Genomic DNA, 21,277 nt, shown 5'->3' with positions numbered 1-21,277 from the left:
TTCAGTCATTCTCCTCAACGGTCACCAGGTGGGCGACCGCACGGACCATGCCACGGAACTCCGGGCGGTCCGGCTTCTCGACGGTGTCGCCGATCCGCTTCAGGCCCAGCGACCGCAGGGTCTCGCGGTGCTGCGGCTTTCCGCCGATCTCGGAACGAATCTGAGTCACCTTCAGCGTGGTCATCAGACACCCGCCTTCTCGGTCTGCTTCTCCGCGGCGGCTGCGGCCATCGCACGCTGCATGGCGTGCGGGGCGACGGCATCCAGCGGCAGGCCACGACGAGCGGCGACGGCCTCGGGACGCTCAAGGCCCTGCAGGGCCGCGACGGTCGCGTGGACGATGTTGATCGCGTTGTCCGAGCCGAGCGACTTGGACAGCACGTCGTGGATGCCGGCGCATTCGAGCACCGCACGCACCGGGCCACCGGCGATGACACCGGTACCGGGGCTGGCGGGGCGCAGCAGCACGACGCCGGCAGCGGCCTCACCCTGCACGGGGTGCGGGATGGTTCCGCCGATGGTCGGGACGCGGAAGAAGTTCTTCTTCGCCTCCTCGACACCCTTGGCGATGGCGGTGGGGACTTCCTTGGCCTTGCCGTAGCCGACACCGACGGTGCCCTGGCCGTCACCGACGACCACGAGCGCGGTGAAGCTGAAGCGACGACCACCCTTGACCACCTTGGAGACGCGGTTGATCGTCACCACGCGCTCGAGGTACTGGTTGCGGTCGTCACCACCGCGACGGTTGTCGCGGCCGTTGTCGCGACGGTCGCCGCGACCGCGACGGTCGCCGGAGTTGTCGCTCGAGTTGGAGTTGGTGCTGCTGCCGGTGGAGCCAGCAGCGCCTCGACGCTGGGGTCCAGCCATCAGTGCTTCCTCATTTCCACGTTGGTCTTGGTGGTCACAGTGTCAGCCCACCTTCGCGGGCGCCATCTGCGATGGCGGCGACGCGGCCGGCGTACTGGTTGCCACCGCGGTCGAAGACGACAGCCTCGACACCGGCCTCCTTGGCACGGGCCGCGACGAGCTCGCCGACGCGCTTGGCCTTGGCGGTCTTGTCACCGTCGAAGCTGCGCAGGTCCGACTCCATGGTCGACGCCGACGCGAGGGTCTTGCCGACGGTGTCGTCGACGACCTGCACGAAGACGTGACGCGAAGAGCGGCTCACGACCAGACGGGGACGCTCGGTGGTGCCCGCGACCCGCTTGCGGAGGCGGAAGTGACGGCGGGCGCGCGCTGCCGCCTTGCTCGTCGAACGCTTCACGATCTTTGCCATGGCTTACTTACCAGCCTTTCCGACCTTGCGGCGGATGTGCTCGCCTTCGTAACGAACACCCTTCGCCTTGTACGGGTCGGGCTTGCGCAGCTTGCGGATGTTGGCCGCGACCTCACCGACCTGCTGCTTGTCCACACCGGAAACCGAGAAGCGGGTGGGGTTCTCGACCGCGAAGGAGATGCCCTCCGGGGCCTTGACCAGGATCGGGTGGCTGTAACCGAGGGCGAACTCGAGGTCCGAGCCCTTCGCGGTCACGCGGTAACCCGTGCCGTGGATCTCCAGCTTCTTGGTGTAGCCGTCGGTGACACCGACGACCATGTTGTTGATGAGGCTGCGGGTGAGCCCGTGACGGGACCGTGCCTCACGCTCGTCGTTGGGGCGCGACACGTTGATCACGCCGTCCTCGCCCTGGGCGACGGTGATGGGCTCCGGAACGGTCAGCGACAGCTGACCCTTCGGACCCTTGACCGCGACGGCAGAACCGTCGATGGTCACCTCGACACCCTGGGGCACCGGAACCGGAAGACGTCCAATACGCGACATCGTTGAATCTCCTTATCTGTTCCGGGTCACCAGACGTAGGCGAGGACTTCCCCGCCTACACCCTTGGTCGCCGCCTGCTTGTCAGTCAGCAGACCGGACGACGTGGACAAGATGGCAACGCCGAGACCGCCGAGAACCTTGGGCAGGTTGGTGGACTTGGCGTAGACCCGCAGACCGGGCTTGCTCACGCGGCGGACGCCGGCGATGGAGCGCTCCCGGTTGGGGCCGTACTTCAGGTCGATGGTGAGCGTCTTGTCGACACCCTCGCCTTCGACGCGGAACCCAGCGATGTAGCCCTCCGCCTGGAGGATCTCTGCGATGTGCGACTTCAGCTTCGAGTGCGGCATCGAGGTCGCGTCGTGGTGCGCCGAGTTGGCGTTCCGCACGCGGGTCAGCATGTCCGCGATCGGGTCGGTCATGGTCATAGTGGGCTCTTGCCCTTCTCACCGTGGTTTCTTGCCCGGCGGCGCCGGGTAGACCTTCGGTGTAGTTGTTACGTGGATAGTGCTAGGTGCGCTGGTCCGCGCCGCCTTCGGCAGGCCGCCGCGTCATACCTGACGGGGAGAACCGGGCCGGAGAATGGAGCGGGTGATTACCAGCTGGACTTGGTGACGCCGGGCAGTTCGCCGCGGTGAGCCATCTCGCGCAGGCAGATCCGGCACAGGCCGAACTTGCGGTACACCGAGTGCGGACGGCCACACCGCTGGCAGCGGGTGTAGCCACGCACCGCGAACTTCGGCTTCTTGTTCGCCTTGTTGACAAGGGCTGTCTTGGCCACGGTCAGTTCTCCTTAAAGGGGAAGCCGAGGTGGCGCAGCAGGGCGCGGCCCTCGTCGTCGTTGCTCGCGGTCGTGACGACCGTGATGTCCATGCCACGGACGCGGTCGATGCGGTCCTGGTCGATCTCGTAGAACACGGACTGCTCGGTGAGACCGAAGGTGTAGTTGCCGTTGCCGTCGAACTGCTTGGGCGACAGACCGCGGAAGTCGCGGATGCGCGGCAGCGCGATCGAGACCAGACGGTCCAGGAATTCCCACATGCGGTCGCCGCGCAGCGTCGTGTGGCAGCCGATCGGCATACCCTCACGCAGCTTGAACTGCGCGATGGACTTGCGGGCCTTGGTCACGGCCGGCTTCTGGCCGGTGATCGCGGTGAGGTCCTTGATCGCACCGTCGATGATCTTGGAGTCCTTGGCGGCATCGCCGACACCCATGTTCACGACGACCTTGACGACACCGGGCACCTGCATGACGTTGCCGAAGTCGAACTCCGTCTGCAGCTTGTCCTTGATCTCGGACTGGTAGCGGGTCTTCAGACGCGGGGCGACCTTCTCAGGCGCAGTCGCAGTCATCACAGGTCCTTTCCGGAACGCACCGACACGCGGATGCGAACGGTCTTGGTGCGACCGTCGCGCTCCACCTGCTCCTCGCGGATGCGGATGCGCGTCGGCTTGTTGGTCTCGGGGTCGACGATCTGCACGTTGCTCACGTGGATCGGCGCTTCGGTGACCTCGATGCCGCCGGAGCTGCTGCCCGGCTGACCGGCCTTCACGTGCTTGGTGATCCGGTTGACACCCTCGACCAGCACACGCTGACGCTCGGGGTCGACCGAGATGACCTTGCCCTGCAGGCCCTTGTCCTTGCCAGAGATGACCTGGACGAGGTCGTTCTTCTTGATCTTCATCTTCGGCTTGTTGGTTGCCATGGTTCAGAGCACCTCCGGCGCGAGCGAGATGATCTTCATGAAGCGCTTTTCACGCAGCTCGCGGCCCACGGGGCCGAAGATGCGGGTGCCGCGGGGGTCACCGTCGCCCTTGAGGATCACCGCTGCGTTCTCGTCGAAGCGGATGTAGCTGCCGTCGGCGCGGCGACGCTCTTTGCGCGTGCGCACGATGACGGCCTTGACGACATCGCCCTTCTTGACGTTGCCACCGGGGATGGCGTCCTTGACGGTCGCCACGATGGTGTCACCGATGCCGGCGTAGCGACGTCCCGAGCCACCGAGCACACGGATGCACAAGATCTCCTTGGCACCGGTGTTGTCGGCGACGCGCAGTCGCGACTCCTGCTGGATCACAATTCTTCTCCTGTCGTCTCACTGGTTCTCACCCGGAGTGAGCCTTGTGGAACGGATACGTTGATCGTCCGGTCACCAGGGGCCGAACGTTGTGTTGTATGTCGGGGCCGCTCCTTGTGGGAACGGCTCCCGTCATACGAACGCTGACATCGAACGTTGCGGCCCGAAGGCCGGCAACGAAGCGGACTACTTGGCCTTCTCGAGGATCTCGACCACGCGCCAGCGCTTCTGCGCCGACAGCGGACGGGTCTCCATGATCAGCACACGGTCGCCGACGCCACAGGCGTCCTGCTCGTCGTGGGCCTTCACACGGGCGGTCTTGCGCTGCACCTTGCCGTAGAGCGCGTGCTTGACGCGGTCCTCGACCTCGACCACGACGGTCTTCTGCATCTTGTCGCTGACGACGTAACCCTGCCGCGTCTTGCGGTAGTTGCGCTCGGTGCCCTTGGGGGCCTGCTCGGTCACTGTCTGCTCCTGCTTGTCGTCGGTCATGATCAGCCGACCTTCTCGTTCGACTTCTCCTGCGCAACACGGCCGATGCCGAGCTCGCGCTCCCGCAGTTCGGTGTAGATGCGGGCGATGTCCTTGCGGACCGCACGCAGCCGGGAGTTGTTCTCCAGCTGGCCGGTGGCCGACTGGAACCGCAGGTTGAACAGCTCCTGCTTGGCCTTGCCCAGCTCGTCGGCCAGGGCGGCGTCGTCCAGCTCACGCAGCTTGGTGGGCTGCAGGTCCTTGGATCCAACGGCCATCAGATGTCACCACCTTCACGCGCGACGAAGCGGCACTTCATCGGCAGCTTGTGCATCGCCAGGCGCAGGGCCTCGCGTGCAACTTCCTCGGACACACCGGACAGCTCGAACATGACCCGACCCGGCTTGACGTTGGCGACCCACCATTCCGGCGAGCCCTTACCGGAACCCATGCGGGTTTCGGCCGGCTTCTTGGTCAGCGGGCGGTCCGGGTAGATGTTGATCCAGACCTTTCCGCCACGCTTCATGTAGCGGGTCATGGCGATACGAGCGGACTCGATCTGCCGGTTGGTGACGTATGCCGGCTCCAGGGCCTGGATGCCGAAGTCACCGAAGGACACCGCAGTGCCGCCCTTGGATGCGCCACTGCGCTTCGGGTGGTGCTGCTTACGGTGCTTCACACGACGGGGGATCAACATCAGGCTTCAGCTCCCTCGGGGGTTGTAGCGGCGGCTGCCTCGGCCACGGGGGCCTCAGCTGCCGGAGCCTCGTCGGTCGGCGCGCCACCGTCACGACGGCCTCGCGCACCACTGCGGTCGGACCGCACGGGGCGGTCGTCGCGACGACGCTGCGGACGGGACGGTGCGGCGGCCTGCTCGCGAGCGAGCTCCTTGGCGGTCAGGTCGCCCTTGTAGATCCAGACCTTCACGCCGATGCGGCCGAACGTCGTACGGGCCTCGTAGAAGCCGTAGTCGATGTTGGCGCGCAGGGTGTGCAACGGCACGCGGCCTTCGCGGTAGAAGTCGGTGCGGCTCATCTCGGCGCCGCCCAGACGACCGGACACCATGACGCGGATGCCCTTGGCACCGGCGCGGGTGGCCGACTGCATGCCCTTGCGCATCGCGCGACGGTAGGACACGCGTGCGGACAGCTGCTCGGCGATGCCCTGCGCGACCAGCTGAGCGTCGGCCTCGGGGTTCTTGACCTCGAGGATGTTCAGCTGGACCTGCTTGGCGGTGAGCTTCTCCAGCGCACCACGCAGGCGGTCGGCCTCGGCGCCGCGGCGACCGATGACGATGCCCGGGCGGGCGGTGTGGATGTCCACGCGCACGCGGTCACGGGTGCGCTCGATCTCGACCTTGCTGATGCCGGCGCGCTCCATGCCCGTCGCCATCAGCTTGCGGATCGCGACGTCTTCCTTGACATAGTCGCGGTAGCGCTGACCCGGCTTGGCCGAGTCGGCGAACCAGCGGCTCTTGTGGTCCGTCGTGATGCCGAGACGGAAACCGTTCGGGTTGACCTTCTGACCCATCAGCGGCCACCGTCCTTTCGCTCCGGCTGTGCAACATGCACGGTGATGTGGCTCGTACGCTTGAGGATTTGGCTCGCACGCCCCTGGGCACGCGGGCGGAATCGCTTCATCGTCGGGCCTTCGTCGACATACGCCTCGGTCACGACGAGCAGACGCTCGTCGAAGGCCTGGCCGTTCTTGTCTGCGGTGAAGCGGGCGTTCGCGATGGCGCTGTTGAGCACCTTCAGCACCGGCTCGCTCGCGCTCTGGGGCGCGAAGGAGAGCACGTTGACCGCCTCGCCAGCGTTCTTTCCGCGGATGAGGTCCACAACGCGGCGGGCCTTCTGCGGCGTCACGCGGACGTAGCGCGCCTGCGCCTTGGCTTCCACAGTGAGTCCTTTGTTTGTCTCAGTCTTCGTTGCCATGGGAATCCACCCCGCCGCGTCAGCGGCGGCGACCCTTCCGGTCGTCCTTCTCGTGGCCCTTGAAGGTACGAGTCGGGGCGAATTCGCCGAGCTTGTGGCCGACCATCGCTTCGGTCACGAAGACCGGAACGTGCTTGCGGCCGTCGTGCACGGCCAGCGTGTGACCGAGCATGTCCGGGATGATCATCGACCGACGTGACCAGGTCTTGATGACGGTCTTGGTGCCGGCTTCGTTCTGGGCATCCACCTTTTTGGCGAGGTGGTCGTCGACGAAGGGACCCTTCTTCAATGAACGGGGCATCTCTTACCGCTTCTTTCCAGTACGACGGCGACGCACGATGAGCTTGTCGCTCTCCTTCTTCGGGCGACGGGTACGGCCCTCGGCCTGACCCCAGGGGCTGACCGGGTGGCGACCACCGGAGGTCTTGCCCTCACCACCACCGTGCGGGTGGTCCACCGGGTTCATCGCGACACCACGGACGGTCGGGCGCTTGCCCTTCCAGCGCATGCGGCCGGCCTTGCCCCAGTTGATGTTGCTCTGCTCGGCGTTGCCGACCTCGCCGACGGTGGCGCGGCAGCGCACGTCGACGTTGCGGATCTCACCGGACGGCATACGCAGCTGGGCGTACGGGCCGTCCTTGGCGACCAGCTGCACGCGGGCGCCGGCCGAACGGGCGATCTTCGCACCACCACCGGGCCGCAGCTCGATGCAGTGGATGACGGTACCGGTCGGGATGTTGCGCAGCGGCAGGTTGTTGCCGGGCTTGATGTCGGCGCCGGCGCCGTTCTCGATCGCGTCGCCCTGCTTGAGGCGGTTCGGCGCGATGATGTAGCGCTTCTCGCCGTCGGCGTAGTGCAGCAACGCGATGCGGGCGGTGCGGTTGGGGTCGTACTCGATGTGAGCGACCTTGGCCGGGATGCCGTCCTTGTCCAGGCGGCGGAAGTCGATCACGCGGTACGCGCGCTTGTGACCGCCACCGATGTGACGGGTCGTGATGCGACCCGACGCGTTACGACCACCGGTCTTGGAGAGCGGTCGCACCAGCGACTTCTCGGGCGTCGAGCGGGTGACTTCGGCGAAGTCGGCCACGCTCGAGCCGCGACGACCGGGAGTCGTCGGCTTGTACTTGCGGATAGCCATGTCTGTCCTTTAAGTCCTTGTCCTCGACCGTCAGCCCTGAGAGCCGAAGATGTCGATCGCGCCTTCTTTGAGGGAGACGATGGCGCGCTTGGTGTCCTTGCGCTTACCGGTGCCGAAGCGGGTCCGGCGCGTCTTGCCCTGACGATTCATGGTGTGGACCGAGTCGACCTTGACGTCGAAGATCTTCTCGACAGCGATCTTGATCTCGGTCTTGTTGGCCCGCGGGTCGACCAGGAAGGTGTACTTGCCCTCGTCGAGCAGGCTGTACGACTTCTCGGAGACGACCGGCGCGAGCAGGATGTCGCGCGGGTTCTTGCCCTGGTGCATCGTCATGATGGCGCTCACTTGTCCTTCTCGGTGTCTGCGGCGTCAGCTGCCGGAGCCGAGTCCAGCTTCGCGGCCTGCGTCGGACCCGCGAGGAAACCCTCGAGAGCTGCCTGGGTGAAGACCAGGTCGTCGGCGCACAGCACGTCGTAGGTGTTCAGCTGGTCGGCGAACAGCAGGTGCACGTCGGCCAGGTTGCGCACGGACAGCAGCGAGGTGTCCTCGCCGCGGGCCAGCACGACCAGCAGGTTCTTGCGGTCGGTCAGACCGGCCAGCAGCGCGCTCGCGGTGCGCGTCGACGGCTTGTCGCCCTCGACCACCGTGGTGAGCACGTGGATACGGCCATGACGGGCCCGGTCGGACAAGGCACCGCGCAGGGCGGCGGCCTTCATCTTCTTGGGGGTCCGCTGGGCGTAGTCGCGCGGCTTGGGGCCGTGGACGACGCCACCACCGGCGAACTGCGGGGCGCGGGTCGAACCCTGACGGGCGCGACCGGTGCCCTTCTGGCGGTAGGGCTTGCGGCCACCACCGCGGACCTCGCCGCGGGTCTTGGTGGAGTGGGTGCCCTGACGTGCTGCCGCCAGCTGTGCCACCACGACCTGGTGGATCAGCGGAACGTTGGTCTGCACGTCGAAGATCTCTGCCGGCAGCTCGACGGAGCCGGCCTTGGCGCCCGAGGGCGCAACGATGTCAACGGTGGTCATCGGGCTCAGGCCTCCTTCGCGGATGACTTGGCAGCCGACTTGACCAGCACGACGGCGCCACGGGGGCCGGGGACGGCACCCTTGATCAGCAGCAGTCCGCGGTCGGCGTCGACGGCGTGGATCGTGAGGTTCTGGGTGGTCTGGCGCTCGCCGCCCATGCGGCCGGCCATACGCATGCCCTTGAACACGCGGCCCGGGGTGGAGCAGCCACCGATCGAGCCCGGCTTGCGGTGGTTCTTGTGCGCACCGTGGGAGGAGCTGACACCGGCAAAGCCGTGACGCTTCATGACACCGGCGAAGCCCTTGCCCTTGGTGGTGCCGACGGCGTCGATCTTCTGACCGGCCTCGAAGGTCTCGACGGTGATCTCCTGGCCAAGGGAGTACTCGGCGGCATCCGCGGTGCGGATCTCGACGAGGTGACGGCGCGGCGTGACGCCGGCCTTCTCGAAGTGGCCGGTCATCGGCTTGTTGACCTTGCGCGGGTCGATCGCGCCATACGCGATCTGAACCGCGTGGTAGCCCTCGCCCTCGCCGCGCACAGCGGTGACGACGCACGGGCCGGCCTGCACGACGGTCACCGGCACGAGGCGGTTCTCCTCGTCCCAGACCTGGGTCATGCCGAGCTTCTCGCCCAGGACGCCCTTGACGGAGCGCTCAGTGGTGTGAGTCATGAGTCAGTCCGCCTTTCAGAGCTTGATTTCGATGTTGACGTCGGCCGGCAGGTCGAGACGCATCAGCGAGTCAACGGCCTTCGGGGTCGGGTCAACGATGTCGATCAACCGCTTGTGGGTGCGCATCTCGAAGTGCTCGCGGCTGTCCTTGTACTTGTGCGGTGAACGGATGACGCAGAAAACGTTCTTCTCCGTCGGCAGCGGCACCGGGCCGACAACCGTTGCACCGGCACGAGTCACCGTGTCGACAATTTTGCGCGCCGAGCTGTCGATGACCTCGTGGTCATACGACTTCAGTCGGATGCGGATCTTCTGTCCCGCCATTCGCTGCGTCTCTCTCTCGCCGTACTTCTAACTTGCAGGTCTATTTTCGGCGCCAACACTGGTAAGTCTCCGACCCCCGCGCTCGGGTGTGTCGCTCCTGCTTCGCAGCAGATGCACGTGCACCGTCGGCGTGGATTGCCATGAGTCCCAGTCGGTCGGGCCTCTGCTTGCGCTTCCCGACCGCACCGACGGGTCACGCCGTTTCCGACGGACCGGGTGCTGCCGGGGCGGCGGTGGCAGCTTCGCGTCGGCCTCGGATCACTCCGAGTCGTCGACACAGGCGTACTCACTGCGCGTCAAGCAACCTGAACAGTGTGCCAGAGCTTGCGACAGGGTCCAAATCGAGTACGTATGCCGCGAACCCGCGTCATCGTTGGCACCGCGCCGACCCCCGATGTCGGGTGTGTCGCACGCGACACCGACCACATCCCTCCGCGACACCGTAGGGTTCACGCATGGGGGTCGTGGACACACAAGCGCTGACCGTGCAGTACCCGCGGGTGCGGGCGCTGGACGACCTCGCGCTGAGCATCCCTATCGGGGTGACCGGCATCGTCGGCGTCAACGGTGCCGGCAAATCCACTCTGCTGAAGGTCTTGCTGGGTCTGTTGCGCCCCACCGCGGGCCAGGCGCGTGTGCTCGGGCTCGACCCGACAACCGACGGCGCCCGGGTGCGAGAGCGGGTGGGTTACATGCCCGAACACGACTGCCTGCCAGCGGATGTGTCAGCAGCGGAATTCGTCATGCACATGGGCATCATGTCCGGCCTGCCGCGCACGGTGGCCCGCGAACGCACCTCCGACGTCCTGCGCCATGTCGGCCTCGCGGAGGAACGTCACCGGCCGATGGGCGGCTACTCCACCGGCATGAAGCAACGCGCCAAGCTGGCCCAGGCGATCGTGCACAGCCCGGAGCTGGTGTTCCTGGACGAACCCACCAACGGCCTGGACCCGCGGTCCCGCGACGACATGCTCGATCTCATCGGCCGGATCGGTCACGACTTCGGCATCTCGGTCACCGTGACCAGTCACCTGCTCGGCGAGCTGGAACGGACCGCCGACAACATCGTCGTCATCGACGGGGGCCGCCTGCTGCGCGCGTCCAGCACTGCCGACCTGACACACACCACCGGCAACGTCCTCGTCGAGGTGCTCGGTCCCGCCGGCTGCGATCAGGTCGTCGGCCAGGCGCTGCTCGATCGCGGGATCCGGGCCTGGCCGGTCGGAAACCGTATCGAGGTGCAGGTGCAGTCCCCCGGCACACTCGACGTCATACGTGACGTGGTGGTCGACCTCGGTCTGGGGCTGATCCGGGTCCAGGAGGTCCATCACACCCTGGAAGAAGTCTTCAGCGCGGCAGGGGGCACGCGATGAGCTCACCGACACCGCAGGGCGTGATCCACGACCTCGGATACCGGCCGTTCACCGGGCGACGGCAGAGCACGGCGGCCGTGGCGGCCTCGCTCTACGTCACCTCGCTGCGACATGCCTTCGGCATCGGTCGTTCGGCGAAGTCGAAGGTGGTGCCCTTCCTGATCGCCGGCCTGATGCTGATCCCGGCGTTGGTGCTGGCCGGACTGCTCGTGCAACTGAACAAGATGTCGCTGTCCGACCAGGGCGATCTGATCGCCCCGCTGGCGAACTACTTCGGGTATCCGTACTGGACCCAGCTGCTCATCACGATCTTCACCGCAGCTCAGGCACCGGTGCTGTTCGCCCGCGATCTGCGCTATCGCACGATTGTGCTCTATTTCGCCCGGCCGCTGTCGCGCACGACCTACGTGCTGGTCCGTCTCGCGGCGCTGTCGACGGCGATCTTCGCGATCGTCGCCGTGCCCCTCACCATCTGGTATGCCGCAGCGCTCACCACGCATGTGTCGAAGTCCGAACACACCGGGCACTACTTCGCGGCGCTCGCCGGTGTGCTGGTGCTCGCACTGGTCCTCGCGTCGTTCAGCGGGCTTGTCGCCGCGCTGACGACGCGGGCCGGGCTTGCCGTCGCCGCGATCATCGTCGGGCTGTTGCTGACGTCGGGCATCGTGACGTCGCTGCTGGGGCTGGCCTGCACCAACCATCAGAGCACCCTGGGCTATCTGGCGGCGATGTTCACCCCGTTCACCGTGGTGGCCGAGCTCATCAGCGGTCTGTTCCACCAGCCGACGCCGACCTCGTCGCTGCAGCATCCCTCCGCCGGGTGGACCATCGGCTTCGTCGTGGCCGCGCTGGTGTGGGTGTGCGCCTGTGCCACTGCCCTGCTGCTGCGGATCCGGAAGGCGGCGTCGCTGTGAGCGATCTCGTGCTGGCAGAGGTGTCGCGGTGGTACGGCAACGTCGTCGCCGTCAACGACATCAACATGCACATCCGCCCCGGCATCACCGGCCTGCTCGGCCCGAACGGCGCCGGCAAGTCGACGCTCCTGTCGATGATGGCCGGGCTGCTGCCCCCGTCCACGGGCACCGTGACGATCGACGGCACACCCGTGCGCGGCCACGTTCGGATGTACCGGCAGATCGGGCTGGTGCCGGTGCAGGAGTCGTTGTACGACTTCCTCACCGGCGAGCAGTTCGTGCGGCTGAACGCCGACCTGCAGGGCGTCCCCGATCCGGCCACAGCGACCGCCCACGCCATCGCACAGGTCGAGATGGCGCCGGCGGCGAACCGCCGGATCGGCACCTACAGCAAGGGCATGAAGCAACGCATCAAGGTGGCCTCGGTGCTCGTGCACGATCCGGCGGTGCTGTTGCTGGACGAGCCGTTCAACGGGATGGACCCGATCCAGCGGCGGCACATGATGGGTCTGCTGCATGGTTTCGCCCAACGCGGCCGCACCATCGTCTTCAGTTCGCACATCCTCGAAGAAGTCGAGCAGATCGCACGCCAGGTGGAGGTCGTCGTTGCGGGCCGGCATGCCGCGTCCGGCGATTTCGCGCAGATCCGGCGCATGATGACCGACCGCCCCAACCAGTACCTCATCCGGTGCAGCGACAACCGTCGCCTCGCTGCGTTGCTGCTCACCGAACCATCCGTGCGCGGTGCGCGGCTGCGGTCCGCAGACCAGGCGATCGAGGTCGAGGCTGACGACTTCGGCAGGTTCGCGCACGTCATACCGAACCTCGCCCGGCAGCACGGCCTGCGGATCCTCGAACTCACCCCGACCGACGAATCCCTCGAAAGCGTCTTCAGTTACCTGGTGAACTCGTGAGTATGCCGATCCTGCGCCTCGGCTTGCGGTCGCTGTTCCTGCGAGCGCGGGTGGTCCTGCTGATCGCCCTGCCGATCGTCCTGCTGCTGCTCAGCGCAGTGGTGCGCTTCGCCACCCAGGGGTCACACGCCGACGCCGCAGCTGACCTCATCTCGGTGTTCGGTATCGGTCTGGTGGTGCCGATCGTCACCCTGATCGCAACCACGACGCTGATCAACTCCGAGTTCGACGACGGCTCGATCATCTATCTGCTGACCAAGCCGATCCCTCGGCTGACCATCATCGCCAGCAAGGCCGTCGTCGTGCTCGCCTCCGTGCTGGTTGTCGCCGCGATCCCGATCGGCATCGCAGGCCTAGTCGTCGCCGGAACCTCCGACGGTGTCGCGGTTGCCGGATTACTCGGAGCGGTGGTCTCCGGTGCGGCATACGTCGGCATCTTCACCGCGCTCGCGACGTTCATGAAGCGCAGCATCCTGGGATGCCTGCTCTACTGGCTGCTGTGGGAGTCGACGATCTCCTCGCTCATCTCGCCGGTCAAGTGGCTGTCCGCGCGCAGTTGGGGCACAGCAGTGCTCGACGGTGTCGCCTCCGTCCCCGGTCGCCATCCCGGCGTTCCCGTGCTGTATGCCGTGGCTGCGACTCTCATCGCCCTGGTCATCGGCATCGTGCTGGCCGGTCGCCGGCTGGCCGCCATGACGCTGTCAGAGGTGTGAGCCGCTGGCGGCGGAGACCACCACACCCGTGAACGCAGGAAGCGGCCCGGCCGGAATCATCCGGTCGGGCCGCTTCCTGCGTGGTGCCTATCCGGCAGCGCGCTTGGCCAGGCGCAGCCAGGTCTCGACGACGGTGTCGGGGTTCAACGACATCGACTCGATCCCCTGGTCGAGCAGCCAGTCCGCGAGGTCGGGGTGGTCGGACGGGCCCTGGCCGCAGATTCCGACATACTTGCCTTGCTCGCGGCAGGCCGTGATCGCCATACTCAACATCCGCTTGACGGCCGGGTCGCGCTCGTCGAAGCCCGCGGCGACCAGACCGGAGTCGCGGTCGAGACCGAGGGTCAGCTGCGTCATGTCGTTGGAGCCGATCGAGAATCCGTCGAAGTGCTCGAGGAACTGGTCGGCGATGACGGCGTTGCTCGGCACCTCGCACATCATGACGACCTGCAGGCCGTTCTCGCCGCGCTTGAGACCGTGCTTGCCGAGCAGGTCGATGACGCCGCGCGCCTCGTCCAGCGTGCGCACGAACGGAATCATCACCTTGACGTTGGTCAGGCCCATGTCCTCGCGCACGAAGCGCAACGCCTCGCACTCCATCGCGAAGCAGTCCTCGAAGTCGGCCGAGAGATACCGCGATGCCCCGCGGTAGCCGATCATCGGGTTCTCCTCGTCCGGCTCGTAGCGCTCGCCACCGAGCATCCCGGCATACTCGTTGGACTTGAAGTCCGACATCCGCACGATGACCGGCTCGGGCGCGAAGGCCGCCGCGAGCATGGCGACGCCCTCCGCGACGCGCTTGACGAAGAAGTCGCGCGGACTGTCGTATGCCGCGATCAGCGCCTCGATCTGGGCGCGGACCTCGGGCTCCTGGTCCTCCAGGTGCAACAGGGCCTTCGGGTGGATCCCGATCTGGCGGTTGATGATGAACTCCAGCCGGGCCAGCCCGATGCCCTTGTTGGGCAGGCGGCTGAACTCGAACGCCTGGTCGGGGGTGCCGACATTCATCATGATCTTGACGGGCAGTTCAGGCATCTGGTCGAGCGCGGTCTCGGAGACCTCGAAGTCGATGACTCCGTCGTAGACGAAGCCCGTGTCGCCCTCGGCGCACGAGACCGTCACCTCGCGGCCGTCGGCGAGATCCGTTGTGGCAGAGCCGGTTCCGACGACGGCGGGGATGCCGAGCTCGCGGGCGATGATCGCGGCGTGGCAGGTGCGACCGCCGCGGTTGGTGACGATGGCGGAGGCGCGCTTCATGATCGGTTCCCAGTCGGGGTCGGTCATGTCGGCGACCAGCACCTCGCCGGGCTGGAACTCGTGCATGGCGTCGATGGACGTCAGCTTGCGGACCGCTCCGGCACCGATCTTCTGGCCGATCGCACGACCGTCGACCACGACGTCACCGCGCTGCTTCATGACGAAGCGCTGCAGGGTGGAGCCGTTCGCGCGGGACTGGACCGTCTCGGGGCGGGCCTGCAGCACGTAGAGCTTGCCGTCGGAGCCGTCCTTGCCCCATTCGATGTCCATCGGGCGGCCGTAGTGCTCCTCGATCGCGACCGCGTGCTGGGCCAACTCGGTGACCTCGTCGTCGGTGAGCGACAGCTTGCCCTGGTCGGCCTCGTCCACCGGCACGAAGTGGATCGTCTCACCAACGGTCGCGTCATCGGTGTAGACCATCTTGGTGGCCTTCGACCCGACGCCTCGCTTGAGGATCGCCGGGCGACCCTCGCGCAGTGCGGGCTTGTAGACGTAGAACTCGTCCGGGTTGACCGCGCCCTGCACCACGGCCTCGCCGAGACCGTAGGAGGAGGTGATGAAGACGGCGTCGCGGAAGCCGGACTCGGTGTCCATGGTGAACATCACGCCGGAGGAGCCGATGTCCGAGCGCACCATCCGCTGGATGCCGGCCGACAGCGCGACCAGGCTGTGGTCGTATCCGGCGTGCACGCGGTAGGCGATCGCCCGGTCGTTGTAGAGCGAGGCGAAGACGAGCTTGATGGCGTGCAGGATGTTGTCGATGCCCTCGATGTTGAGGAAGGTCTCCTGCTGACCGGCGAACGAGGCATCCGGCAGGTCCTCGGCGGTGGCGCTGGAACGCACCGCCCAGCTGACGTCGACGCCGGCCTCGGACACGAGCTTCTCGTAGGCAGCGCGGATGTCGCGCTCGAGGTCAGCCGGAAACTGCTGCTGCTCGATGTCGGTGCGGATCTTGTTCCCGACGCGAGCGAGTTCGCGGACGTCGTCGACGTCGAGGCCGTCGAGTGCGGCGTCGATGTCGTCCTTCAGCCCGGTCTCGGTCAGGAACCGGCGGTACGCATCGGCCGTTGTCGCAAAACCGGTCGGGACGCGCACACCCGCCTTCGACAGGTGCTGCACCATCTCACCCAGAGAGGCGTTCTTACCCCCGACGGTCTCCACGTCGCCGATTCCCAGATCGGCGAACCACTCGATGTTACTGGCCATGTTGGAGTCCTCTCGGGTGCCGCGCGAGCCTTCTCGCGCGCGTGCAGACGTGCGTGGATCTGATGTGCAGCATGACGTATGTCGTTCGGCTCACTCTGTCAGTGCGCCCTGTTGAGCTTGAGGGCTTCCATGATCAGCGCAGCCATCTCCTCCACGGACATCGAGGAGGAGTTGATGAAAGGGATCTTATGGGCCCGGAACATCGCCTCTGCACGGCGTAGCTCATAGGTGCACTGGGCCAATGTCGCGTATGTCGATCCGGGGCGTCGCTCACCACGCACCTGGCTCAGGCGCGCCGGTGTCGACAACAGGCCGAAGCACTTGTCGGCATACGGCCGGATCGGGCGCGGCAGTGCCGAGGTGTCGAAGTCCTCCTCGACCAGCGGGTAGTTGGCGACGCGCAGGCCGAACTGCAGGGCGAGGTACATCGTCGTGGGCGTCTTGCCGCATCTGGACGGTGCAGTCAGGATCAGGTCGGCGCGGTCCAGTTGGCGCAGGCTCTGGCCGTCGTCGTGCTCGATGGCGAATTCGACGGCCTTCATCCTGGCGTCGTACTCCCCCGCATCCCGCACCCCGTGCGGACTGCTGCCGTTGCGGGCGGCGTTGACGTGCAACACCCGCTCGACCATGTCCAGGTGGGCGCCGAACAGGTCGATGAAGGCGCACTCGGTGCCCGAGATGATCGCGCGCACACCTTCGACCGCGACCGTCGAGAACACCAGCGGCATGATCTCCTCGGTGCGCGCGGCGTCCATCATCGCCACCGTGGCGCGGGCCTGCTCCTCAGTTTTGATGAACGGGATCTTCTGCCGCACGAAACGAACGCTGGGGAACTGCTGCAGCATCATGTTGCCGAGCGTCTCCGCGGAGATGCCGGTGCCGCCCGCGACGAAGAAGACGGGCGTCGGCGCCACCGAACCGGGCTCACTCACACCCGAACTCTCCCACACGCCGCCGGCCCCGGAGCCGTTACGCAGCAGACGCCCGACGCCGCGTGCGGATGACGCGCCGCCCGACCATCAATCAGACGTCCCGGTCACGTGCCGCATCGGGGGCTGAGGCACGTGACCGACCGATGAGCGTCATCAGGAACTCAGCTTCTCCGCTGCCGCGAGCAGCACGCAGGTGGCCACAGCCTCCATTGCAGCGGTCACCTCGGGCAGAGCCGGGAAGGTCGGCGCGAGCCGGATGTTCGTGTCCTGCGGGTCCACGCCATACGGGAAGGATGCGCCGGCAGGGGTGAGTGCGATGCCCGCGTCTTTGGCCAGCTGCACCACCCGCGCGGCGGTACCGGGGACGACATCCAGGCTGACGAAGTAGCCGCCCTTGGGGTCGGTCCAGGTCGCGACACCCGTGCCGCCGAGGCGGTCGGTCAGGATTCGCTGCACCTCGGCGAACTTCGGGGCGATGATCTCGCGGTGCCGCGCCATGTGGGCGCGCACACCGTCGGCGTCGCCGAAGAACTGCGCGTGCCGCAACTGGTTGACCTTGTCGGGGCCGATCGCGCCTTCACCGAGGTGCTTGAGGTACCACGCGACCTGCTCGGTGGATGCAGCCAGGAAAGCGACGCCGGCGCCGGCGAAGGTGATCTTGGACGTCGACGCGAACAGGATCGGACGATGCGGGTGACCGGCCGCGCTGGCCAGCGAGAGGATGTCGGCGCTCTTGACCTCGTCGGCGGTGAGGTGGTGCAGGGCGTAGGCGTTGTCCCACAGGATCTTGAAGTCGGGCGCGGCGGTCGGCATGGCCACCAGCGCCGCAGCGACCTCCTGGCTGCAGACCGCGCCCGCGGGGTTGGCGTAGGTCGGCACGATCCACATTCCATTGACGGTCGGGTCGTCCTTGACCAGCGCGGCCACGGCATCGACGTCGGGGCCGTCGTCGTTCATCGGCACGGCGAGCATCTCGATGCCGAGGGAGTCCAGCAGCGTGTGGTGCCGGTCATAACCGGGCACCGGGCAGATGAAGCGCACCTTCTCCTGCGCCGACCATGGGCCGGGCGAGTCGACGCCACCGAACAACATGAGGTCGACGAGGGTGTCTTTCATCATCGTCAGGCTGGAGTTGCCACCGGCCACGAGCTGGGCCGGTTCGACCCACAGCAGCTCGGCGAAAATCTGCCGCAGCTCCGAAATCCCTTGCAGGCCACCGTAATTGCGCGTGTCCGTGCCGGACGCGTCATGCACTCCCTTGGGCAGGTCCAGCAGGCCGTTGGACAGGTCCAGCTGCGCGGCGGAGGGCTTGCCGCGGGTGAGATCCAGCTTCAGGCCGCTGCCGGCGAGAGTGTCGTATGCCGTCTGCTGCTCGGCGCGGAAGGCGGCGAGTTCGTCGGCGGACAGATCGGTCAGGCGGGACTGCGCAGACACGGGATTTCGGCTCCTGGTGCGAGAGGGCTGGTGAGCGCCTCGATTCTCGCAAACTCTGCTCCGCGCACCGCTCGGCATACCGAATGACGGGCACGACCACTGCCGCGTATGACGAAGCCCGGGCCCGCCACTGCTGGTGCAGAGCGGGCCCGGGCCGGTGGTTCAGTGAACCGTCACCGACGGAGGTCGGTCACTTGGCCATCGCTGCGAAGAACTCCGGACCGTTCGGCGAACCGACACCGGTCACATCGTCATACCCCTTGCGGGTGTAGATCGTGCCGGTCTGGTTCAGCGTGCGTGCCGTGATCACGGTGCCGTTGCTGGCGTTGACCCCGTTGACATAGTCGACGCGGACGACGGCGTCGGTGACTGCCCTGCCGTGGTTCACGTCATGGAAGGCACCGGTCCCCGCAAGCGAGTACAGCTTGGGGTTCAGGAAGCCCAACGAGTGACCAGCCACCTGGTCGGCGACAGCGATCACACCGGCGAACAACGGGGACGACAGCGACGTTCCACCGATGCGGTATTCGCCGTAGACCGACTTGCCGTTCGGGAACAACTGAGTCTCGCCGACCAGATAACCGGTCGAGGGATCGCCCACCATTGCGACATCCGGAACGGCTCGATGTGCTCCGTTGCCGAAGTAGTTGGAGATCGACGCCGGGACGACACCCTTCTGGTAGCCGGGCTGGGTGAACAGACGACTGGTGCCGCCACCGCCGCCGTAGTCGTACGCCGGCGGGATCGGCGTCCACTTGCCCTTGGTCAGAGTCGACTTGCCGGTGCCCCAGCCCTGCTCCCAGCCGTAGCTGTCGTCCGCCGTGATGTTCAGCGAGGTGCCTCCGACTGCCGTGACGTAGGGGTCGGATGCTTCGTAGTTGACCTGGCGGGTGCCGGTGGCTGCGATCTCGTCGCCGTCGTCGCCGGCGGAGAACATCAGGCTGATGCCCTGGGCAGCAGCCTGGATCGCCGTCTGGTGGTCCTCGGCGACCTGGGCGACGCTGGTGGGCTCACCGGTGTCGCTGTAGGAGTTGGTGATGACGGACGCGAGTTGGTTGTCGACAACGGTGTTGACCGCCGCGTTGAGGTCGTCGTCGTTACAGCTGGCGCCACCGACATACAGGATGTTCGCGCCCGGAGCAGTCGCGTGGACGGCCTCGACGTCGAGGGTCTCCTCGCCGTACCACCCGTTGCCGCCGCACTCCGAGACCGAGTTGTAGGAGCCCGGGAGTGACTGCGAGAACTGGTAGCTGCGCAGCGGGTGGTTGGGGTCGTTACGGCGGGCGTACTCGGATGCGTCGTCGTAGATCGTCGGTGATGCAAAGGCATCCACGATGGCGACCGTGACACCACGCCCGTCGTATCCCTGCTGCAGTTCACTGTCGACGCCGTAGGCGCCGCGGATCTGTGCGGGCTTGTAACCGCAGACCGCGTAGCTCATCGGGTTCTGCACCAGCTTCGGCAGCGTGGAAGCCTTCTTCTGACCGTAGTACGCCGAGCACGGACCGGCGTTCACGAAGGCTGCCGGAGGGCCGGGCAGCGTGGTGTCTGATGTCGCTTTGGCCGGGGCGACGGTGCTCGAACCGGTCCGCAACTGAGCAGTGCTGGTGACCCCGGTCGTGGACGTCGGCGTCGCCTTCTGCGTCGAGTCCAGCCCGACCACACCGGCGACAAGTGACGAAATCGACTGCGGCACAGTCAGAGTCGAGTTCGGTGCAGTCTGTGCGGCGCCATCGAGAGAATACGTCGACATCGTCGTGTGGAACGCGCTGTTGATCTCAGACGTCGTCGCCATCACCTGCAGGTAGCGATGGTTGGCCGGGGTGGACAGGACTTTGATGCCCTGACTCCGCAGCCATCCGCTGACCTGGCTGACCTGCTGATTGGTCGGAGCGAACTCCGAACGCCACTTGGCCGCCGTGACGTACTTACCGTAGGACGGGCTTGACGGGTCGGACACAGCATTGGCAAGCGCCTCGGCACCGGCCTCGTTGCGCATGTTGAGAACGATGCTGAAAGTGTGCTGCTGACCGGCCGCGACGGCGCCACGCTTGAGAGCGTGCGACGTCCAGGTCGGTGTCGCGTTGACGACGTCGCGGCCGCTGCTGGCCGCGTGCGCGGTGCCCGCGCCGACACCGGCGAAGGCGATCGCGAGGCCGCCGGTGGCGGTCAGCGCGATCAGACGAGTTGTATGGCGCATTGTGAAAGGACTCCCCTTCTGAATGGCCTGGCTCCATGCCCGGCTACGGGCATCCTGCCAACAATGTGGAGAGCCGTGGTGGTTTTCTGCAGAAGATCTTCCGAGACGAGTGTCATTGGGTTGTGAGTGGCCTGTGGGGCGGTCGCGGGCTGTGCGCGATCCGTCGCCGACGGCGCAGACGCCGCCATGATCGTCGGCGGCTCTCCGGGACCAGTGCCACCAGCAGCCTCGAACACGATGCGCTCACTGCGCAGCTTCTACGTGGCATTGGGCAATCCCGTATTCCTGCCGAACTCACCTGTTCCACAACAGATTCCAGACGCAAAACGCCTCCAGTCCGACGTGGCCGCGGCTCTGCAACTGGTGACCCCGTGGTTGTTTCGGGCGACACGCTCATAGGCCGTACCTGCGTCAGCGCAGACCGCTGATCTCCGGCCGGAGCACGAACGTCAGACACAGCACCGACATACAGGCCCCGAAGACCAGTGTCGCCGTCGTCACGGACGCATGTCCGGCGAGCGCGCCGAAGACGGGTGTCATCACCGGGATCAACAGCAGGTCGCCGAGCTGACTGACGGAGGACACCCTGCCCAGGTGACTCGGGGCGACGACGCGCAGGAAGCACCCGCTCAGCCACACCGAGGCGAGACCGGAGGTGACGCCGATCAGGAGCATTCCGATTACCAGCGTCGCGCGAAGATCCACACCCACCAGGCCCAGACCCACACCTTGGGTGACCAGGGTCCAGAACGCCCGCCGCGCCAGGAATTGACCCTGCCATCTGATGCCGAGGATGCTGCCGCCGATCGCGCCGCAGGCGAGGGTCGCCTCGGCGATGCCCAGCCATGAGGAACCCCATCCGGAGTGAGAC

29 protein-coding genes are annotated in these 21,277 nt (G+C 66.5%); 4 read left to right on the top strand and 25 right to left on the bottom strand.

The genetic code is table 11. From position 1 onward, the window contains the following. Position 1: 1 nt before the first annotated feature. From rpmD to rpsJ, 20 genes are all read right to left on the bottom strand, one after another. Positions 2-184: a 50S ribosomal protein L30 gene (gene rpmD, locus BKA23_RS14335; RefSeq protein WP_145229701.1), complete on the bottom strand. Its 183-nt coding sequence runs from the start codon at positions 182-184 to the stop codon at positions 2-4. Further along, on the bottom strand, positions 184-867 hold the full coding sequence (gene rpsE / locus BKA23_RS14330; protein WP_145229699.1) for a 30S ribosomal protein S5: 684 nt from the start codon (positions 865-867) through the stop codon (positions 184-186). Before rpsE ends, rpmD begins: the two co-directional genes overlap by 1 nt. Positions 868-901: 34 nt before the next feature. Then, positions 902-1,276, bottom strand: coding sequence for a 50S ribosomal protein L18 (gene rplR / locus BKA23_RS14325; protein WP_145229697.1), 375 nt, complete (start codon positions 1,274-1,276; stop codon positions 902-904). Positions 1,277-1,279: 3 nt separating this feature from the next. Next, entirely contained in the window at positions 1,280-1,819 is a 540-nt protein-coding gene (gene rplF / locus BKA23_RS14320) for a 50S ribosomal protein L6 (protein WP_145229695.1), read from the bottom strand. Between the two features lie 26 nt (positions 1,820-1,845). After that, entirely contained in the window at positions 1,846-2,244 is a 399-nt protein-coding gene (rpsH, locus tag BKA23_RS14315) for a 30S ribosomal protein S8 (protein ID WP_145229693.1), read from the bottom strand. Positions 2,245-2,411: 167 nt separating this feature from the next. Further along, complete coding sequence (locus tag BKA23_RS14310) at positions 2,412-2,597, bottom strand: type Z 30S ribosomal protein S14 (protein WP_145229691.1); 186 nt, start codon at positions 2,595-2,597, stop codon at positions 2,412-2,414. A gap of 2 nt (positions 2,598-2,599) precedes the next feature. Continuing rightward, complete coding sequence (rplE, locus tag BKA23_RS14305; protein ID WP_145229689.1) at positions 2,600-3,169, bottom strand: 50S ribosomal protein L5; 570 nt, start codon at positions 3,167-3,169, stop codon at positions 2,600-2,602. Further along, positions 3,169-3,522 (bottom strand): 50S ribosomal protein L24, encoded by a 354-nt coding sequence (gene rplX / locus BKA23_RS14300; RefSeq protein ID WP_211841739.1) that lies wholly within the window; start codon positions 3,520-3,522, stop codon positions 3,169-3,171. The genes rplE and rplX overlap by 1 nt, the downstream gene beginning before the upstream one ends. 3 nt (positions 3,523-3,525) lie before the next feature. Beyond that, a complete protein-coding gene (rplN, locus tag BKA23_RS14295; RefSeq protein ID WP_145229687.1) occupies positions 3,526-3,894 on the bottom strand; it encodes a 50S ribosomal protein L14 in 369 nt (122 codons plus the stop codon). A 186-nt stretch (positions 3,895-4,080) separates the two neighbouring features. After that, positions 4,081-4,386: a 30S ribosomal protein S17 gene (rpsQ, locus tag BKA23_RS14290; RefSeq protein ID WP_145229685.1), complete on the bottom strand. Its 306-nt coding sequence runs from the start codon at positions 4,384-4,386 to the stop codon at positions 4,081-4,083. Positions 4,387-4,388: 2 nt separating this feature from the next. Next, entirely contained in the window at positions 4,389-4,643 is a 255-nt protein-coding gene (gene rpmC, locus BKA23_RS14285; RefSeq protein WP_281287571.1) for a 50S ribosomal protein L29, read from the bottom strand. Further along, on the bottom strand, positions 4,643-5,062 hold the full coding sequence (gene rplP, locus BKA23_RS14280; RefSeq protein WP_145229683.1) for a 50S ribosomal protein L16: 420 nt from the start codon (positions 5,060-5,062) through the stop codon (positions 4,643-4,645). Before rplP ends, rpmC begins: the two co-directional genes overlap by 1 nt. Next, positions 5,062-5,895, bottom strand: coding sequence for a 30S ribosomal protein S3 (rpsC, locus tag BKA23_RS14275; RefSeq protein ID WP_145229681.1), 834 nt, complete (start codon positions 5,893-5,895; stop codon positions 5,062-5,064). Before rpsC ends, rplP begins: the two co-directional genes overlap by 1 nt. Further along, positions 5,895-6,263 (bottom strand): 50S ribosomal protein L22, encoded by a 369-nt coding sequence (gene rplV, locus BKA23_RS14270; RefSeq protein ID WP_145229679.1) that lies wholly within the window; start codon positions 6,261-6,263, stop codon positions 5,895-5,897. Before rplV ends, rpsC begins: the two co-directional genes overlap by 1 nt. A gap of 55 nt (positions 6,264-6,318) precedes the next feature. Further along, entirely contained in the window at positions 6,319-6,600 is a 282-nt protein-coding gene (rpsS, locus tag BKA23_RS14265; protein ID WP_145229677.1) for a 30S ribosomal protein S19, read from the bottom strand. 3 nt (positions 6,601-6,603) lie between these two features. Then, positions 6,604-7,440, bottom strand: a complete 837-nt coding sequence (gene rplB / locus BKA23_RS14260; protein ID WP_145229675.1) for a 50S ribosomal protein L2 — start codon at positions 7,438-7,440, stop codon at positions 6,604-6,606. Between the two features lie 30 nt (positions 7,441-7,470). Continuing rightward, a complete protein-coding gene (gene rplW, locus BKA23_RS14255) occupies positions 7,471-7,767 on the bottom strand; it encodes a 50S ribosomal protein L23 (protein ID WP_425473781.1) in 297 nt (98 codons plus the stop codon). A 14-nt stretch (positions 7,768-7,781) separates the two neighbouring features. Next, the gene (gene rplD, locus BKA23_RS14250; RefSeq protein ID WP_145229670.1) at positions 7,782-8,468 is read right to left on the bottom strand and encodes a 50S ribosomal protein L4; all 687 of its coding nucleotides are present in this window, start codon (positions 8,466-8,468) and stop codon (positions 7,782-7,784) included. Positions 8,469-8,473: 5 nt separating this feature from the next. After that, positions 8,474-9,139 carry a 50S ribosomal protein L3 gene (rplC, locus tag BKA23_RS14245; RefSeq protein ID WP_145229668.1) on the bottom strand — a complete coding sequence of 222 codons (666 nt, stop codon included), beginning with the start codon at positions 9,137-9,139 and terminating at the stop codon, positions 8,474-8,476. A 15-nt stretch (positions 9,140-9,154) separates the two neighbouring features. Beyond that, a complete protein-coding gene (gene rpsJ, locus BKA23_RS14240) occupies positions 9,155-9,463 on the bottom strand; it encodes a 30S ribosomal protein S10 (protein WP_006946210.1) in 309 nt (102 codons plus the stop codon). 455 nt (positions 9,464-9,918) lie between these two features. Here rpsJ and BKA23_RS14235 point away from each other — a divergent pair, with 455 nt between their 5' ends. The 4 genes from BKA23_RS14235 to BKA23_RS14220 are packed head-to-tail and all read left to right on the top strand — an operon-like array spanning position 9,919 to position 13,377. Beyond that, positions 9,919-10,836: an ABC transporter ATP-binding protein gene (locus BKA23_RS14235; RefSeq protein ID WP_145229667.1), complete on the top strand. Its 918-nt coding sequence runs from the start codon at positions 9,919-9,921 to the stop codon at positions 10,834-10,836. Continuing rightward, entirely contained in the window at positions 10,833-11,750 is a 918-nt protein-coding gene (locus tag BKA23_RS14230) for an ABC transporter permease (RefSeq protein ID WP_145229665.1), read from the top strand. Before BKA23_RS14235 ends, BKA23_RS14230 begins: the two co-directional genes overlap by 4 nt. Further along, complete coding sequence (locus BKA23_RS14225) at positions 11,747-12,664, top strand: ABC transporter ATP-binding protein (protein ID WP_145229663.1); 918 nt, start codon at positions 11,747-11,749, stop codon at positions 12,662-12,664. Before BKA23_RS14230 ends, BKA23_RS14225 begins: the two co-directional genes overlap by 4 nt. A gap of 2 nt (positions 12,665-12,666) precedes the next feature. Then, the gene (locus BKA23_RS14220) at positions 12,667-13,377 is read left to right on the top strand and encodes an ABC transporter permease (RefSeq protein WP_246104697.1); all 711 of its coding nucleotides are present in this window, start codon (positions 12,667-12,669) and stop codon (positions 13,375-13,377) included. An 87-nt stretch (positions 13,378-13,464) separates the two neighbouring features. Here BKA23_RS14220 and ppsA read toward each other — a convergent pair whose 3' ends face one another. The 5 genes from ppsA to BKA23_RS17715 all read right to left on the bottom strand — a co-directional run. Next, the gene (gene ppsA / locus BKA23_RS14215) at positions 13,465-15,840 is read right to left on the bottom strand and encodes a phosphoenolpyruvate synthase (protein ID WP_145229659.1); all 2,376 of its coding nucleotides are present in this window, start codon (positions 15,838-15,840) and stop codon (positions 13,465-13,467) included. 98 nt (positions 15,841-15,938) lie between these two features. Beyond that, the gene (locus BKA23_RS14210; protein WP_145229657.1) at positions 15,939-16,772 is read right to left on the bottom strand and encodes a pyruvate, water dikinase regulatory protein; all 834 of its coding nucleotides are present in this window, start codon (positions 16,770-16,772) and stop codon (positions 15,939-15,941) included. Positions 16,773-16,925: 153 nt separating this feature from the next. After that, entirely contained in the window at positions 16,926-18,206 is a 1,281-nt protein-coding gene (locus BKA23_RS14205; protein WP_246104672.1) for an aspartate aminotransferase type Ic, read from the bottom strand. A gap of 190 nt (positions 18,207-18,396) precedes the next feature. After that, positions 18,397-20,406 carry a S53 family peptidase gene (locus BKA23_RS14200; protein ID WP_145229653.1) on the bottom strand — a complete coding sequence of 670 codons (2,010 nt, stop codon included), beginning with the start codon at positions 20,404-20,406 and terminating at the stop codon, positions 18,397-18,399. 411 nt (positions 20,407-20,817) lie between these two features. Continuing rightward, positions 20,818-21,277 (bottom strand): MFS transporter (locus BKA23_RS17715; protein WP_484336729.1); only part of this gene is annotated, 460 nt, incomplete at its 5' end.

Origin of the sequence: Rudaeicoccus suwonensis, assembly GCF_007829035.1 — a bacterium.
Lineage (GTDB): Bacteria > Actinomycetota > Actinomycetes > Actinomycetales > Dermatophilaceae > Rudaeicoccus > Rudaeicoccus suwonensis.
This window is presented reverse-complemented; position numbering and strand designations above follow the sequence as displayed.